General features: G+C 69.2%; 11 protein-coding genes and 1 tRNA gene. 6 read left to right on the top strand and 6 right to left on the bottom strand.

Annotated features, from left to right (window positions below; translation table 11 throughout):
- Window positions 1-2,331, bottom strand: a complete 2,331-nt coding sequence (locus tag E8D38_RS04560; protein ID WP_140626550.1) for a DUF1549 and DUF1553 domain-containing protein — start codon at window positions 2,329-2,331, stop codon at window positions 1-3.
- A 296-nt stretch (window positions 2,332-2,627) separates the two neighbouring features.
- Window positions 2,628-3,845 carry a GGDEF domain-containing protein gene (locus E8D38_RS04555; protein WP_140626549.1) on the bottom strand — a complete coding sequence of 406 codons (1,218 nt, stop codon included), beginning with the start codon at window positions 3,843-3,845 and terminating at the stop codon, window positions 2,628-2,630.
- 184 nt (window positions 3,846-4,029) lie between these two features.
- Between E8D38_RS04555 and E8D38_RS04550 the strand changes: the two genes are divergently transcribed.
- Window positions 4,030-4,842, top strand: a complete 813-nt coding sequence (locus E8D38_RS04550; protein WP_140626548.1) for a TIGR00266 family protein — start codon at window positions 4,030-4,032, stop codon at window positions 4,840-4,842.
- A gap of 123 nt (window positions 4,843-4,965) precedes the next feature.
- On the opposite strand, the gene ppc is transcribed toward E8D38_RS04550, so the two are convergent.
- Complete coding sequence (gene ppc / locus E8D38_RS04545) at window positions 4,966-7,800, bottom strand: phosphoenolpyruvate carboxylase (protein ID WP_140626547.1); 2,835 nt, start codon at window positions 7,798-7,800, stop codon at window positions 4,966-4,968.
- A gap of 118 nt (window positions 7,801-7,918) precedes the next feature.
- Between ppc and hemC the strand changes: the two genes are divergently transcribed.
- From hemC to E8D38_RS04525, 4 genes are all read left to right on the top strand, one after another.
- The gene (hemC, locus tag E8D38_RS04540) at window positions 7,919-8,860 is read left to right on the top strand and encodes a hydroxymethylbilane synthase (protein ID WP_140626546.1); all 942 of its coding nucleotides are present in this window, start codon (window positions 7,919-7,921) and stop codon (window positions 8,858-8,860) included.
- Window positions 8,861-8,868: 8 nt separating this feature from the next.
- A complete protein-coding gene (gene hemDX / locus E8D38_RS04535) occupies window positions 8,869-10,839 on the top strand; it encodes a fused uroporphyrinogen-III synthase HemD/membrane protein HemX (protein WP_181178926.1) in 1,971 nt (656 codons plus the stop codon).
- A complete protein-coding gene (locus E8D38_RS04530; protein ID WP_140626545.1) occupies window positions 10,839-12,089 on the top strand; it encodes a heme biosynthesis HemY N-terminal domain-containing protein in 1,251 nt (416 codons plus the stop codon). The genes hemDX and E8D38_RS04530 overlap by 1 nt, the downstream gene beginning before the upstream one ends.
- Window positions 12,090-12,132: 43 nt before the next feature.
- Window positions 12,133-12,209: transfer RNA gene (locus E8D38_RS04525), tRNA-Arg, on the top strand.
- A 97-nt stretch (window positions 12,210-12,306) separates the two neighbouring features.
- On the opposite strand, the gene E8D38_RS28785 is transcribed toward E8D38_RS04525, so the two are convergent.
- From E8D38_RS28785 to E8D38_RS04510, 3 genes are all read right to left on the bottom strand, one after another.
- The gene (locus E8D38_RS28785) at window positions 12,307-13,431 is read right to left on the bottom strand and encodes a tyrosine-type recombinase/integrase (RefSeq protein WP_181178925.1); all 1,125 of its coding nucleotides are present in this window, start codon (window positions 13,429-13,431) and stop codon (window positions 12,307-12,309) included.
- A gap of 196 nt (window positions 13,432-13,627) precedes the next feature.
- Entirely contained in the window at window positions 13,628-14,791 is a 1,164-nt protein-coding gene (locus E8D38_RS04515; protein WP_140626543.1) for a phage integrase N-terminal domain-containing protein, read from the bottom strand.
- A 293-nt stretch (window positions 14,792-15,084) separates the two neighbouring features.
- Complete coding sequence (locus E8D38_RS04510; RefSeq protein ID WP_140626542.1) at window positions 15,085-15,267, bottom strand: hypothetical protein; 183 nt, start codon at window positions 15,265-15,267, stop codon at window positions 15,085-15,087.
- Window positions 15,268-15,989: 722 nt separating this feature from the next.
- Between E8D38_RS04510 and E8D38_RS04505 the strand changes: the two genes are divergently transcribed.
- A complete protein-coding gene (locus E8D38_RS04505) occupies window positions 15,990-16,193 on the top strand; it encodes a hypothetical protein (RefSeq protein ID WP_140626541.1) in 204 nt (67 codons plus the stop codon).
- The last annotated feature ends 25 nt before the right edge of the window (window positions 16,194-16,218 follow it).

The following is a 16,218-nucleotide window of genomic DNA, read 5'->3' as shown; positions in this document are numbered from 1 at the left end:
TCAGAAGCGGTAGGCGAAGTCGTTGGAGTTGGCGACCGTGTGAACCAGGTCCACGAAGGCCGCCGCGCGCAGCGGGTTGGCTGGCGCGGCGCCGGCCTTCACGCCGGTGGGCACGGCCACCTCGAACTTGCCGTTCGAGGCCGGGTTCACCACCTTGGCGGCGATGGTCTTCTCCTGCTGGTTGAGGAAGCCCTTCAGCGCCGTCTTCTCGGCGGCCGTGGGCTTGCGTGCGAACAGCACTTCGTACAGGCGGTCGAGCTGGGCCGATTCATCCTTGCCCGCTTCGTTGATCACGCGGCCGGCCAGGGCCTGCGACCAGGCGAAGGTGATGTCGCTGTTGAACAGCGTGAGGGCCTGCAGCGGCGTGGTGGTCACGTCGCGCCTGTGGTGCGGCTGCGCCGGATTGGCGGGGTCGAAGTTCACCGTGAGCGGGTAGGGGACGCTGCGGCGCACGAAGGTGTAGAGGCTGCGGCGGCGCGTTTCCTCCTCGTTGCGTGGGGCCTGCCACAGGTTGCCGGCGTTGAGCTGCGCCGGCACCGGCGGAAAGACCGCCGGGCCGCCCACCTTGTCGACCAGCTGGCCCGAGGCGTAGAGCAGCGAGTCGCGGAGCTCTTCGGCCTCCAGGCGCTTGCGCGGGTACACGGCGAGCAGCTTGTTGTCGGGGTCCACCTTCAGCACGTCGGCACGTTCGGCCGACGACTGGCGGTAGGTGCTGGACAGCAGGATCTCGCGGTGCAGCTTCTTCACGCTCCAGCCGTTGCCGGTGAAGCTGGCGGCCAGGTGGTCGAGCAGCTCGGGGTGCGTGGGCCTGGTGCCGGCGCGGCCGAAGTCCTGCACGGTGCTCACGATGCCTTTGTCGAAGTACTGGCTCCACACGCGGTTGACGTACACGCGCGCGGTCAGCGGGTTCTGGTTGCTGGTGAGCCAATGGGCGAGCGCAGTGCGGCGGCCAGAGGTCCTGGCGCCGGGCTCGACCTTGGGCTGCGTGCCGCCCGCCAGCCACAACGCCGGGATGCCGGGCTGCACTTCTTCAGTGGGCTTTTCGTGGATGCCGCCAAAGCGCACGAAGGTCGGCGGCACTTCACGCCCCAGCTCGGTGGCGGCGGTGAAGTTGCTGGTCGCGCCGCTGGCCTTGGGCCGCTGGCTGTCGAACTTGTTCAGCTCGGCCGTGAGCTTCTGGTATTCCTTCCACTTCTCGACGAGCTCGGGGCTGTGCGCCGGGAAGGTCGGGTCTTCGGCCGCGAGGCGCAGGTAGGCCTGGGCCGCCTGCTGGTCGGTGCTCACATGCTTGTGGCGCCAGTTGACCCAGCGGTCGAGCGCGGTCCATTCGGCCTCGGGCTTGAACAGCGATTCGCGCGTGTCGGTGAGGTAGCGCTCCTTCTGGTACTTGATGCCCGCTTCCGTCACCGTGGCGAGGATCGCGCGCTGCTGGTCGCGGATCGACTTGGTGGCCGCCTGGTAGGCGGCCTGCGCCTTCTCGTAATCGGGGTCGATCGCTTCCTTCACCGCCAGCGGCACGCGCTCGTCGAACGCGGTGTTGGCAAAAAAGGCCTGCAGCTGGAAGTATTCCTTCTGGCTCACGCGGTCGGCCTTGTGGTTGTGGCAGCGCGCGCAGCCGATGGTGGAGGCCAGCAGCGCTTCACCCACCAGGTCGGTCATGTCGGTTTCGATCTGGTACTTGCGCTGCACCATGTCGCGCGAGTTGCTGTTGTCCGGGTAGCCGGCCAGGAAGCCGGTGGCGATGCGCGCCTCCTGGCTGTCGGGCCAGAGCTCGTCGCCGGCGATCTGTTCCTTGATGAAGCGGTCGAACGGCTTGTCCCGGTTGAACGCGTCGATCACGTAGTCGCGGTAGCGGTAGTTGTTGGGCCGCGTGTTGTCGTTCTGGAAGCCCGAGCTGTCGGCATAGCGCGCAAGGTCGAGCCAGCGGCGCGCCTGGCGCTCGCCGAAGCGGTGGGACGCCAGCAGCCGGTCCACCAGCTTCTCGTGCGCGTTGGGCGACTTGTCGTTGACGAAGGCATGCACTTCCTCGGGCGTGGGCAGCAGGCCCCAGGCGTCGAGCGTGGCGCGGCGGATGTAGGCCGCACGGTCGGCATCGGGCGAGGGCTTCAGGCCCTTGGCTTCGAGCTGCGCGAGCACGAAGCTGTCGATGGGCGAGCGCACCCATTGCTTCTGCTTCACGGCAGGTGCTGCGGGCGCCTTCACCGGCTGGTAGGGCGACCAGGCCCGGGCAGCGGCCGGCTGGGCAACAGCGCCCTGGCCCTCGGCCGCGGCTGCGGCTGCGGCCGCAGCCGCCAGGCCGAGCCAGATGGCGAGATGGAAGTTCTTCTTCATGGACGGACCCCTGTCAGGTGAGGTTGCTGTCACGCCTTGTCTGTTGCGTGCACGCCCGTCCTTTCGCAAGCCCTGCGCCAGCGCCCCGGGTCGCCTTGCGCCAGGTGCAGCGCGGCCAAGCCCTTGATGCGCCGACTTATTTCCTGGGCGCGCTTGCTCATTCGGAATTCGAGTTGCTGCATTGCGAGCAAACGCGGCGCGGCATGTTGCGAAGCGCGCATCGCGGCTCGGCAACAGCGGAGGCCGCAGCTTCACCCTCGTGCGGCATCAGCAGCTGCCGCAGGAGGCGGTGCGTCTCAGGAGGTGGTGAGCCCCAGCGGCCTGCTGGTGCTGAAGACGGATTCCCCGTCTTCCTGGATGCCGGCCACGGCGCGGCTGCGGCCCTGGCGCTTGGCTTCGTAGAGCGCCTCGTCGGCACGCCGCAGCGCCTGCGAGAGCGACTCGCCCGGCAGTGCCTGCACCGCGCCGAAGCTCAGGCTCAGGGCCGGGTAGGGCTGGTGGCGGCATTCGTCTTCGATCTGCGCGACCATGCGGTCGGCCACGTGCAGCGCCGCGTTCACGTCGGTCTCGGGCAGCAGCACCACGAACTCGTCGCCACCCAGGCGGCCCACCACGTCACCGGTGCGCAGCAGCTGCCGCGCACAGCGGGCCACCAGCCGCAGGGCGTCGTCCCCGGCGGCATGGCCGTGGGAGTCGTTGACCTGCTTGAAGTGGTCGATGTCGAACAGCATCAGCGAGGCGGAGCCGGGCGCGCTCATCGCGAGGGCCTGCGAAGCGAGTTCCTCGAAGTGGCGGCGGTTGGGTACCTCGGTGAGCATGTCCATGTCGGCCAGCACGCGCAGCTGGCGCTGCGATTCGCGCAGGTTGTCGCCGGTGCGTTCGTAGGTGAGCACGAGCGCGAGGTACAGCAGGCACAGCGTGGTGAGCACCATGGGCAGCACCATGCCGGGCGTGGCGGGCTGGGGCGTGATGGCGCCGGACCACACCAGCGCCAGGTGCACTGCCTGCACCGAGGCGTTCACCAGCAGCAGAAGCCGCAGCGCCTGCAGCGTCGGACGCCGCGAGCGCGCCGGCAGCCGGCCCAGCACCCAGGCCGCATAGCCGAAGGCGAGCGCCATGCCGAACGAAAACGCGGTGACGCGCGGCAGCAGCGTGCCAGGGCCCGCCCAGGCGATCAGCCAGGCGGCCGTGACGACGGCCAGCAGCAGCAGGTCGGTGCGGGCCGAGCCGGGCAGGGCGCTGCGGGCGTGGAAGCGCCGCAAGCCGACCAGCAGCGTGATCGGCCATTGCAGCAGCAGCGCGATCGACAGCGGCAGCACCGCGGGCCAGGCGTCGCGCGCCAGCTGCAGGCCGACACCGACGCTGCCCATCCACTGGGCGGCGGTCCACCACCAGAAGCCGCGGTAGATGTGCTGCGTGCAGCCGAACAGGGTCATGATGCCCGCGACCACCAGCATCACGACCGCGCTCACGCCCATCAGCGTGGGCAGGTGCAGGTCGGCAAGCGGGGGCATGGCAGCAGGCGGAATGAATGGAAGGGGTGGCTCGGCGAAGTGAGGCGCATTCTCCCCAGTGCACCTGCCGGCTTCACTCCCCCAAAAGGCGGCCTCGGCCACGCATCCTGGGGGGGGCCGGGAGGCTGCGCCGATTCGTTACCATCGGCGCCCTCTGGATCAATGCTCCCGCAGGAGAGACGACATGGCGATGGATGTAGTGGACTTCGAGATCAAGGGCTCCGAGATGCAGTTCGTGGAGGTCGAGCTCGACCCGGGCGAGGCGGCCATCGGCGAAGCCGGCAGCATGATGTTCATGGACGCCGGCATCGACATGGACTCGGTGTTCGGCGACGGCTCCAAGAACCAGGGCGGCTTCTTCGGCAAGCTGCTGGGCGCCGGCAAGCGCCTGATCACCGGCGAGTCGCTGTTCACCACCGTCTACACCAACGCCGGCCAGGGCAAGAAGCGGGTGGCCTTCGCGGCGCCCTACCCCGGCAAGATCCTGCCGATGGACCTCCGGCAACTGGGCGGCATGCTGCTGTGCCAGAAGGACGCCTTCCTGTGCGCGGCGCGCGGCGTGAGCCTGGGCATCGCCTTCCAGCAGAAGCTGTCGGTCGGCTTCTTCGGCGGCGAGGGCTTCATCATGCAGAAGCTCGAGGGCGACGGCCTGGCCTTCGTGCATGCGGGCGGCACCGTGGTCAAGCGCGAGCTGCAGCCCGGCCAGACGCTGCTGGTGGACACCGGCTGCGTGGTGGCCTACACGCCCAACGTCAATTTCGAGATCCAGTACGTCGGCAAGATCAAGACCGCGCTGTTCGGCGGCGAGGGCCTGTTCTTCGCCAAGTTGACCGGCCCGGGCACGGTATGGCTGCAAAGCTTGCCGTTCTCGCGGCTGGCTTCGCGCGTGTTTGCCGCGGCGCCCCAGATGGGCGGCTCGCGTGAGGAAGGCTCGGTGCTCGGCGGCTTCGGCGCCGGTGGCCTGCTGGGCGGCGTGCTCGGCGGCGACGACGAGTGATGCTGCTGCGGCGGCATTGATGCCCATGCTGACCCCCTGAGGCTCGCTTGCCGCAGCGCGGCAAGCGGCATGCCTGTCAGGGGAGCGGCCCGGCCGTCGCCGACGGCCGAGGGGCTGATCTGCCTAGCCGGTGTTGCGCAGGCCTGCGGCCACGCCGTTGATCGAGATGTGGATGCCGCGCTGGACCCGCTCGTTCACCGTGCCGTGCTCCTTCTGCTCACGGTAGCGCCGCATCAGCTCGACCTGCAGGTGGTTCAGCGGGTCGAGGTAGGGAAAGCGGTGCTCGATCGAGCGAGCCAGCGTCGGGTTCGACGCCAGGCGCTGCTTTTCGCCGGTGATGAGCGACAGCGCCGCGTTCGTGCGCTGCCATTCGTCCTGGATGGCGTTGAAGATCTTCTTCGCGGTGCGCTTGTCTTCCACCAGCTCGACATAGCGGGTGGCCAGGGCCAGGTCGCTCTTGGCCAGCACCATGTCCATGTTCGACAGCAGCGTGCGGAAGAACGGCCACTGCCGGTGCATGCGCTGCAGCAGCGCGAGCCGCTCCTTCCTGTCCTTCTGCTGGGCGCCCAGGTAGCGCTCGATGGCCGAGCCGAAGCCGTACCAGCCCGGCAGCGCCACGCGGCACTGGCCCCATGAGAAGCCCCAGGGGATGGCCCGCAGGTCCTCGATGGCCCGGGTGGCCTTGCGCGAGGCCGGCCGCGAGCCGATGTTCAGCTCGGCGATCTCGCGGATCGGGGTGGCAGCGAAGAAGTAGTCGGTGAAGCCCGGGGTTTCGTAGACCAGCCGGCGGTAGGCCGACATGCTGGCGTTCGAGATCTCGTTGGCCGCCTCAAGGAACGCCTTCGGCGCGCTCTTGGTGGGGTGCAGCAGCGTGGCCTCCAGCGTGGCTGCCACCAGCGTCTCGAGGTTGCGCCGGCCGATCTCGGGGTTGGCGTACTTGGAGGCGATGACCTCGCCCTGCTCGGTGAGGCGGATCTGGCCGTTCACCGTGCCCGGCGGCTGGGCCAGGATGGCCTGGTAGCTCGGGCCGCCGCCGCGGCCCACCGTGCCGCCGCGACCGTGGAACAGGCGCAAGGTGACGTCGTGGCCGTTCTTCAGCTCGCCGAACAGCTCCACCAGCGCGATCTCGGCGCGATAGAGCTCCCAGTTGCTGGTGAAGAAGCCGCCGTCCTTGTTGCTGTCGCTGTAGCCGAGCATGATGTCCTGCTCGCCGCCGGAACGCTTCACGAGGTCGAGCACGCCCGGCACCGCATAGAACTCGCGCATGATGGGCGCGGCATTGCGCAGGTCGCCGATCGTCTCGAACAGCGGCACCACGATCAGGTCGGCGGTGGCGCCTTCGGCGAGCGTGCCGCGCACAAGGCCGGCTTCCTTCTGCAGCAGCAGCACCTCGAGCAGGTCGCTCACGGTTTCGGTGTGGCTGATGATGTAGTGGCGGATCGCCTGCCGGCCGTAGCGCGCGCGCATCTCGCGCGCCGCCTCGAAGATCGCCAGCTCGCCCTCGGCATGCTCGCTGTAGGCGGCGCCGCGCACCTTGAGCGGCCGTGCATCGTTGAGCAGCTTCACCAGCAGTTCGACCTTGGCCGCCTCGTCGAGCGCCGCATAGTCGGGCTGCAGCTTGGCCGTGGCCAGCAGCTCGGCGATCACGGCCTCGTGCTTGTCGGAGCTCTGGCGCAGGTCCACCGTGGCCAGGTGGAAGCCGAACACCTGCACCGCGCGGATCAGCGGGCGCAGGCGCACGTCGGCCAGCGCCGCGCCGAAGTGCGACAGCAGCGAAGACTCGATCACCCGCAGGTCGGCCAGCAGCTCGTCGGGCGAGGCGTAGGGCGTCGACGGCGCCACCGCATGGCGCAGCGCCTCGGTGCCGGTGAGTGCCTGCAGCGTGCCGGCCAGGCGGGCGTACATGCCGATCAGCGCGCGGCGGTAGGGCTCGTCCTTGCGGTGCTCGTTGGTGTCGGGCGAGCGCTCGGCCAGTGCCTTCATCTCGGGCGTCACTTCCACAAGCATGGCCGAGATCGACAGTTCCGCGCCCAGCTCGTGCACTTCGGTGAGGTAGAAGCGCAGCGCGGTTTCGCTCTGCTGCTGCAGCGCGAAGGCGAGCGTCTGCGCAGTGACGTTCGGGTTGCCGTCGCGGTCGCCGCCGATCCAGTTGCCCATGCGGAAGAACGGCGCCACCTCGAAGCCCGGCAGCGAACGTTCGATCTCGCGGTACATGCGCGGGATCTGCCGCAGGAAGGTGGCGTGGTAGTACGACAGCGCGTTCTCGATCTCGTTGGCCACCGTCAGCTTGGTGTAGCGCAGCATGCGGGTCTGCCACAGCTGCGTGACGCGTGCGCGCAGCAGCGCCTCGTTGTCCTCGCGCTCGCGGTCGGTGACCAGGCCGTCGCGCTGGTGGATCAGCTCGGCGATGGCGCGCTCGGCATCGAGGATGGACTTGCGCTGCACTTCGGTGGGGTGCGCGGTCAGCACCGGCGAGATGTAGGCGTTGGCTAGCGTCCTGGCGATGTCGGCGGCGCGGATGTCCTTTTCGGCCAGGCGCTCGAAGCACATCGGCAGCGAACCTTCCTGCATGTGGCCCTGGTGCTCGTGGTGCTCGCGGCGCCGCACGTGGTGGCGATCCTCGGCGATGTTGGCCAGGTGCGAGAAGTAGCTGAAGGCGCGGATCACCGACACCGTCTGGTCGCCCGAGAGGTTCTTCAGCAGGCGGTCGAGCGTCTTGCCGGCGCTGGCGTCGCGCTTGAGCCGATAGGCCACCGACAGCTGGCGGATGCGCTCGATGAGGTCGAAGGCCTCGCGGCCTTCCTGCTCGCGGATCACATCGCCCAGGATGCGGCCGAGCAGCCGGATGTCCTCGATCAAGGGGCGGTTCTTCTCGGCGGCGTCGTTGCCGGCGCGCGATGCGCGAGCGGACTTGACGGCAGGGGAGGAGGCGGCGGAGGAGCGAGCGGCACGCGGCATGGATCCCTCAGGCGATGTAACTTTGTTTCACCGGCAATGGTAACAGCGGTGCTTCGCACGGCTGTGCGCTGCCGGTTCGCGAGGCTGCGCGCGGAGGGCCTGCTGCTAGCATCGCCGCATGCCTGAAACCCTTGCCCCCTGGATCATTGCCACGCGCGAGAGCCGGCTCGCCCTGTGGCAGGCCGAGCATGTGCGCGCGCTATTGCGCGAGCGGCATGCGCGCCCGGTCGAACTGCTGGGCATGACCACCCGCGGCGACCAGATCCTCGACCGCACCTTGTCCAAGGTCGGCGGCAAGGGGCTGTTCGTGAAGGAGCTCGAGGTGGCGCTCGAGGAGCGCCGCGCCCACCTCGCGGTGCATTCGCTGAAGGACGTGCCGATGGAGCTGCCGCAGGGTTTCGTGCTCGCGGCGGTGCTGGAGCGCGAGGACCCGCGCGATGCCTTCGTGTCGAACCACCATGCCCGGCTCGACGAGCTGCCGCAGGGGGCGAAGGTGGGCACCTCCAGCCTGCGCCGCGTGGTGCAGCTGCGGGCGCTGCGCCCTGACCTGCAGATCGAGCCGCTGCGCGGCAACCTCGATACGCGCCTGCGCAAGCTCGACGAAGGCCGGTACGACGCCATCGTGCTGGCGGCTGCAGGGCTCAAGCGGCTGGGCCTGGCGCCGCGCATCCGCGACCTGTTCGACCCGGCCGAGATGATTCCGGCGGCGGGCCAGGGCGCGCTGGGCATCGAGACCCGCACCGAAGAGAACGAGCTGCGCGAGGCGCTCGCTCCGTTGACCGACATGCCCACCTGGCTCGCAGCGCATGCCGAGCGGGCCGTGTCGCGTGCCCTGGGAGGCAGCTGCAGCATGCCGCTGGCCGCCTATGCCTCGTGGGACGGCGACCAGCTGGTGCTGCATGCCGCGCTGGGCCATCCGGAAGACGCGCGGCAGCCGCTCATCAAGGCGCAGGCCAGGGCCGCCGTCGGCGACGACACGAAGGCCGCCGAGGCGCTGGGCCTGCAGGCGGCACAGCTGCTGCGCGACGCGGGAGGCGCGGCCCTGCTCGCGAGCCTGTGAGCGAGCCGATGCGTGTGCTGGTGACCCGCCCGCAGGCCCAGGCGGCCTCGTGGGTGCAGCGCCTGCGCGAGCGAGGCATCGATGCGCATGCGCTGCCATTGATCGGCATTGCGCCGGCTGCCGATGCCGCCGCGGTGCAGTCGGCCTGGCAGGCGCTGCCGGGCTATCGGCTGGTCATGTTCGTGAGCCCGAATGCCGCGCAGCAGTTTCTGGCCTCGCAGCCACCGGGCGCGGCCTGGCCGGCCGGCGTGCGCGCCGCCTCGCCGGGCCCCGGCACCACCGAGGCGCTGCTGGAGGGCGGCATGCCGGCCGACGCGGTGGTGGCGCCGCCGGCCGATGCGCCGCAGTTCGACTCCGAGGCCCTGTGGCAGGTGCTGGAGCACGAGGACTGGCACGGCGCGCACGTGCTCATCGTGCGGGGCGGCGACGGTGCCGCGGGCAGCGGCCGCGAATGGCTGGCCGACACGCTGCGCGTGCGCGGCGCGCTGGTCGACTTCGTGGCGGCCTACTCGCGCACTGCGCCGGCGTGGGACGCCGCGGCGGATGCCCTGCTGCGCCGCGCGGTGCTGTCGCCGGCCGAACACCTGTGGCTGTTCAGCAGTTCCGAGGCCATCGGCCACCTGCAGGCCCGCCTGGCCGAGCTGCAGCTGGGGCCGCCCGGGACCGCGTGGTCGGCCTGCTGCACGCATGAGCGGATCGCGCAGAGCGCGCGGGCGGCGGGGTTCGGCCGGGTGCTCTCGTCTGCGCCGCCGTTCGACGACGTGCTGGCCTGCGTAGCCTCGGCGGCGAAGGACCCGTCGATACAATCGATCGACGCTGCCCCCTCCGTGTTGCTGCCCGCTTCCCCCGTGACCGACATCGACCCTCCTGCCGTCGCCGCTGCTGCCGTTGCCGATCCATCGCCGTCGGGCGTGCGCCCTGCCGCCGCGCGCAAGGCCGCCTGGGTATTGCCGGCGGCCGCTCTGGCGCTGCTGGCGGTGGCGGCCAGCTTGTGGATGGCCTGGTCGGCGCAGCAGCGCGTGCACAGCCTCGAGCAGGAGCTCGTGCGCCGCCAGCAGGACAGCCAGGGCGAGGCCACCGAGGCGCGGGTGCTCGCCAAGCAGGCGCAGGACGTCTCTCGCGAGACCGCCGCGAAGGCCGCGCTGCTCGAGGCGCGTGTGGCCGAAGTGGCGTTGCAGCGCGGCCAGCTCGAAGAACTGATCCAGTCGCTGTCACGCTCGCGCGACGAGAACCTGGTGGTCGACATCGAGGCCGGCTTGCGCGTGGCCTTGCAGCAGACCGCCATCACCGGCAGCGCCGAGCCGCTGGTCGCGGCGCTCAAGTCCGCCGACGAGCGCCTCGTGCGGGTCAACCAGCCGCGCCTGGAAGGCGTGCGCCGTGCCATTGCCCGCGACCTCGATCGCGTCAAGGCGGTGGGCGTGGCCGACATCTCCACGCTGGTCATCAAGCTCGACGAGGTGGTGCGCCTCGTCGACGAGCTGCCGCTGCTGAGCAGCGCGAGCGAGGTCGACACGAAGTCCGCGAATCCGGCGCTGGCGAGGGCGCAGCGCGCCGCCGGCGTGCGCGGTGGCGCGTCGGCACCGGCCGCGCCGGCCTCGTCTGCCGCCGGCTGGCGCGAGCAGCTGCAGCAATGGTGGTTGCCTGCCTGGAACGAGCTGCGCTCGCTGGTGCGCGTGACGCGCATCGACGCGCCCGACGCCATGCTCATGGCGCCCGAGCAGGGCTTCTTCCTGCGCGAGAACCTCAAGCTCAAGCTGCTGAACGCGCGGCTGGCGCTGCTCAGCCGCCAGTTCGACACCACGCAGTCCGACGTTCAGGCAGCGCTTGCGGCGCTGAACCGCTACTTCGACGGCAGTTCCCGCAAGACCACCGTGGCCGCCGAGCTGCTGCGCCAGGTGTCCGCGCAGAGCCGCCAGGGCGGCGTGCCGCGCCCCGACGACACGCTGGCGGCGCTGGCCGCCGCCGCGGCAGGCCGCTGATGCGTACCGTCGTCTGGCTGCTGCTGCTGGCCGCCGTGGCCGTGGTCGCCGCCGCCACGCTCGGCACCAACGACGGCCTCGTCTCGGTGTACTGGACGCCATGGCGCATCGACTTCTCGCTCAACCTGTTCCTGGTCGGACTGGTGGCCGCGTGCTTCGCCGTGTATTCGGTGGTGCGCACCCTCAACGCGCTGATCGGGCTGCCGCAGCGTGCGCGCGAATGGCGCGTGGCCCGGCGCGATCGCACGGCCCAGGCCGCGCTGCGCGAGGCGCTGGCGCTGTACTTCGGCGGCCGCTACACGCGGGCACACAAGGCGGCACAGCGTGCGGTGGCCATCCAGGCCGACACGCCGGAGCTGTCGCAGGACCATGACTTCGCCGCGCTCGGCCACCTGCTGTCGGCCGGCAGCCTGCACAGGCTGCAGGACCGCACCCGTCGCGACGAACACCTCGACCGCGCGCTCGAGCTGTCACGCCGCCTGGCCGTCGGCGTGCGGCCGACCGAGGAAGGCGCGCGCCTGCTGGCGGCCGAGTGGGCCCTCGACGACCGCGACGCGGGCCGGGCCCTCGAAGGCCTGAGCGAGCTGCCGCCCGGCGTGGCGCGCCGCACCCATGCACTGCGGCTCAAGCTGCAGGCCGCCCGTGTGGCCGACCAGCCGCTCGAAGCCCTGAAGACCGCCCGCCTGCTGGCCAAGCACCAGGGCTTTTCGCCGGTGGCGGCGCAGGGGCTGCTGCGATCGCTCGCCTGTCAGGCCCTCGAATCGGCCCGCGACGCCGACCAGCTGCGGCGCACCTGGATGCAGTTCGACGCGGTGGATCGCCGCGACCCGCACGTGGCCGCGCGTGCCGCCACCCATGCCAGCAAGCTCGGCGCTCCCGAGACCGGCCGCGCCTGGCTGCGCCCGTTCTGGGAACGCCTCAGCGCCGCGAGCGCCGACGACCGCGCCGTGCTGGCGGCTGCGCTGGTCGCATCGATCCGAGGCCTCACCGCCGACTGGCTGCCGGTGCTCGAAGCTGCGGTGCAGGCCTTTCCGCGCGAACCGGCAATCGCCCACGCCGTAGGCCGTGCGCTGGCCGAGCGCGAACTGTGGGGCAAGGCCCGGCGCCTGCTCGAATTTGCGGCCGAAGCGCCCACGCTCGACGGAGCGCAGCGCCGCCACGCCTGGCGGGTGCTGGCCGGGATGGCCGAGAAGGAAGACGACGCCGAACGCGCAGCGGCCTGCTACCGCGCGGCCGCCTTGATCGACTAATTCTTGGCGGCGCGCCAAACCGTGTTATAGTCTCGGGCTCAACGCGGCTGTAGCTCAGTTGGATAGAGTACTTGGCTACGAACCAAGGGGTCGTGGGTTCGAATCCTGCCAGCCGCGCCATAAAACGCTAGTCAGATCAACGGGTTAGATGCTTCGGCACCTAACCCGCTTTTCTTTTCTGCGCGACTTTTGCGCGACTCCTGCCTGACCTACGTTTTTATCCGTTGACCACGCGCAGGAGCGTGGTGCGGTCGCGCGTCTCGTTCGCCTTGTTGGCTACCTCCACCAGGCGCGCGATGGTGGCGGTGGCGTAATGCTGCGGCATGCCGGCGATGGCATGCCCCAACAACAAGGCGCGGTCTTCTTCTGCCACGCCGGCGTCCCGCAGTCGCTGGCCGAAGGTGTGACGCAGGTCGTGCACGCGGACGCGTTCGAGTCCGGCGGCTCGCCTGGCCTTCTGGAACCCGTTGTTGTTGATCGTCTCGATCGGCCGGTACGGCATGGCCGGCTCCTCGTCGACGTTCTTCACGCGTTCCCGACGCCAGACGAACACGAACTCATCGTGCTGCCCGCGGCACTCTTCGACGATCCGCCACGCGACATCATTCAGGACCAGGACGTGAGGACGACCTGACTTGAAATCCGCCGCAGGGACGACGAAGACACTGCGCTTCAACTCCGGCACCTTGCGCTCCCACGCCCACTGCAGCTTGCACACGTTCTCGTCGCGCGCGCCGCAGTTGACTGCGAAGAGCACCATGCGCTGCAGATGCGCTGGCAGGTGCTTCAACAACGCTGCCTGCTCCGACCAGGTGATCGGATAGGGCAGCCTTCTCTGCGCGCGCTCGTCGAGCATTTCGATCAGCGGCGGAGTCGATAGCCATGGCTTTCCGTCGGTCCGCCAGACACGCGCCGCACGGTTCAGCACAGTGCGCACGACCTCCAGGCTGTGGTTGATCGTGGACGCCTTCACCCCGTCAGCCACGCGCTTCTTCTTGAAGCCCTCCAGGGCGTCGTTGCAGACATCCCGAAGCGGCAGCCTGCCGATGTGCGGCAGCAGCAGGTTCACGTGGCCGGCGACGAGATCCAGCGTCCGGATCTCTCGCTGCTTGCACTCCGTCAGGTACTTCTGTGCAGCAGCTGCGAACAGCTGCTCATCGCCCTTTCGAAGTTCGTCTTCGCGCCTGGCATCGACTTCGGCCTGCCGCGCCCTGAGCCACGTCTCGGCGTCGTCCTGGCTGACGCGTCCGAGGCGGGCAAAGATGCGCTCGCCCTTGTACTCCTTGTTGACCGTTCGCTTGTTCGATCGATCGCAGAGGATGCCTGGTGTCCGAGTTCGCATGGAACTGCTCCTTTCGTCGTGTTGCGACTCGGGCGCCCTCGCGCACGAATATACGCGTCGACCCATTCGTCGAGTTCAAGGCGGTCGAAGGCGATGCAGCGGCCGCCGATCGGGATCTCGGTCAGCGCCGGCCGGATCTCGGCGTCGAAGCGGTTGCGGTCGACGCCGAGGTAGCCGGGTGCGTCACGGTGGCGGATCAGGCGGGGCTGCATGGCGCGCCGCCTTCATCGTTGCCGCCGTCTTCGCCACCGTTCTTCTTGCCGGCCAGCACGCTGTGGCGCGAGCCGATGTAGAACGCCGCCGCACGCTCACGGGCATGACCTAACAGGCGAGCGACGCGGTAGCGCGCATCCGCCATCACCTCCGCCGGAACGTCGCCGCCACGAACCGGCGAAGGCACGCCGGCGTCCTCTTCGAACTTGTCGTTCGCCACCTGGTGGCGCAGACCGTGCGCGACAACGCCGAGATCCTTCCGGCTGATGCCATGCCGCCGGATCACGTAGTAGAAGCGGTGCTGGTTCTGCTTGGCTGTCCTGTCGGGCCGGCCGACGTAGCCGCCTGGCGGCACGAGGGATTTGAGCCGTGCGAGCAGCTCGCGTTGCGCGTCCGTCGTCACGGGCACATCCCGCGGCCGCCCACCCTTCGTGCCCTGCTGGAACCGAACGAAGGTGTCGCACTCGGGGTGCGCCGCAGCGTCGGCGGGCATGGCTTGCTCCCGCGTCCTTTCTGCGTCATGCGGACGGAAATGCCGAGCCTCTTTCGGGCGCATGCCGAAGCGGTGGCACAGCTCCAGTTGCAGCCCAACCCACTTGTCTAACTCCGCCACCTTCTGGATCGTCGCCTCGATGTCAACGCCCTTCGCGGACCAGCTCTTGTCCTCCGTGGCAACCTGGTGCCGGTTGGCATGCGGTGAGTCCGGGCCGACGTAGAACGCCGGCTCGCGCACCATGCCGTTCTTGCCGAGCCATTCGGCGAAGGTGCGGATGAAGCTGAGGTAGTTGTGGATCGTGGCGGTGGCCAGGCCACGCTCGACCCAACGCTCGACCATGACCTCGACATGCCGGCCTCGCAACTGACGCGGCTCGACCTTGAAGCGCGTCTCGCGGCGCAGTTCGATGAAGAAGCTGAAGTAGAAGCGGCGGCGATCCTCCATGGTCTTGATCGAGACGCCCTTGTCCTTGGTGCTGTGCTTCGCGTTGTGAAGTTTGATCAGCGACATGAGCACGGCCTTCCAGTTCTTGGTGCCGTAGGGCAGGGACGCCAGGATCTCCTCCGGCGTCGCTGGGGTTCGCCGTCCTGCCAAACCGGCGGCTGCGTTGAATCGGTCGGGCTCGGGACGGTCATTGACTCTCGAAGACATGCGGTTCTCCGTGTTGCAGTTGGGCCGCTTGAGTCAGGGCGGCTCGGTGTTGGCGCGGTGGCGGCAGCCGCGTCGTGCGCCATGGACGCGGCCGGTGGAGATCGAGCATTCACACGGCGACGGATCTCCGGCGTCGTCGCGTGCTTCCAGGTGACGGCGCACTGAGGCCGTCTCGCGGTCGTAAAAAATCAGTCCCCTGGATCCGTGCAGTGCGTTTCCGCGTTGCATGGCCAGGCGCACTTCGGGAGTGCGCCGCGCGACCTCGATGGGTCGCGCTCGATGAGTGGGGCGCATCAGGAATCCCGCTGCCACCACCGGAAGGCCTCCCTGCGAACGGGAGGGGCGGGAGTCACGTCCTCGGTCGACGCTGCGTGCTCGATGACGAGCACACCATGCGCGACGGCCTCATGGGCGATCGACGTGACGCGGGAGTTGTTCTCGGGGCCGTACTCGGAGAGCACGGCCGAACGCTTCAAGGCCTCTCGAAGAAGCCCCTGAAGCAGTGCGCCGATCGGGTCGACGCTTGCGTATGGGTCATCTGCCGCTCTTTGGCGGGCAGCTCGACTGGCGTCGAGCGATGCTTGTGCAGGTCACGACTGCGAACGCCGGCTCATGGTTGCCGGAACACCAGCCTGCAGTGGATTCGACATCCGGCGGCAGGCGCGCACGACTCGGAGCGAAGTTGACAGCGAGCTGTGGGGCCTCGTCAAGAGGGGCCGTCGAACTGTCGCATGTGCATTTGGCAGACGTCTGCCAGATGTGCTGGGCCTGAAGGCAAGAAAGTCCGTGGTCGAGCCGTCGATGCGGCCCGCGCCGCCGGAATCGCCCTTCCTGGATGCCGCCGCGGAGGGCAACGCGGTCACGTCTTGCACGTTCCAAGTCTTGTGCTAGCAAGCGATAGCAGTCCGTGCCTTCCCGATCAGCGAGACGGCCCTCGCAGTTGACAGGCCAGCTTCATGCCTCCAGTTTTTCGGACGCTGGTCACCCGCCGACGATGAGGCCCTTGAGAGGACCTGATACCGCTGCCGGGCGCAGGACCAGGCGGCGACAGGTCCTCCTGGGAGGACCGCAGGAGGACCTTGCGAGCCCCCGGCGGGGCGGCGGGCGGCGAATCGAGGCAGTACATCCCCGGGGTAAGGCACTGGCTGGATGGGTTACCCTTGCAAACCGCTAGCGTTTTTCACACAGGAGTTCCGCCGTGGCTGTCACGAAGACCGAGGTGGTCAGCGCCCGAGTGCCCCCCGATGTCAAGGCCGCGCTGTCCGCCGCCGCGGAGGTCGAGAGGCGCAGTGTTGCGTCCATGCTGGAGGTCATGGTCCTCAGCTACTGCCGTGATCACGGCATCGCCCCCGCGCCGGTCAAGGCGACCGGCCGACGCCATGCCGCAGCATCTCGCAAGTAACGCTTGCCTCCGCCCCCCAAACTGC

It is taken from the genome of Methylibium rhizosphaerae, assembly GCF_006386545.1.
In the GTDB taxonomy this organism is placed as follows: domain Bacteria; phylum Pseudomonadota; class Gammaproteobacteria; order Burkholderiales; family Burkholderiaceae_C; genus Pseudorivibacter; species Pseudorivibacter rhizosphaerae.
The sequence above is the reverse complement of the archived record's forward strand: the minus strand, read 5'-3'. Positions and strand labels throughout refer to the sequence as shown.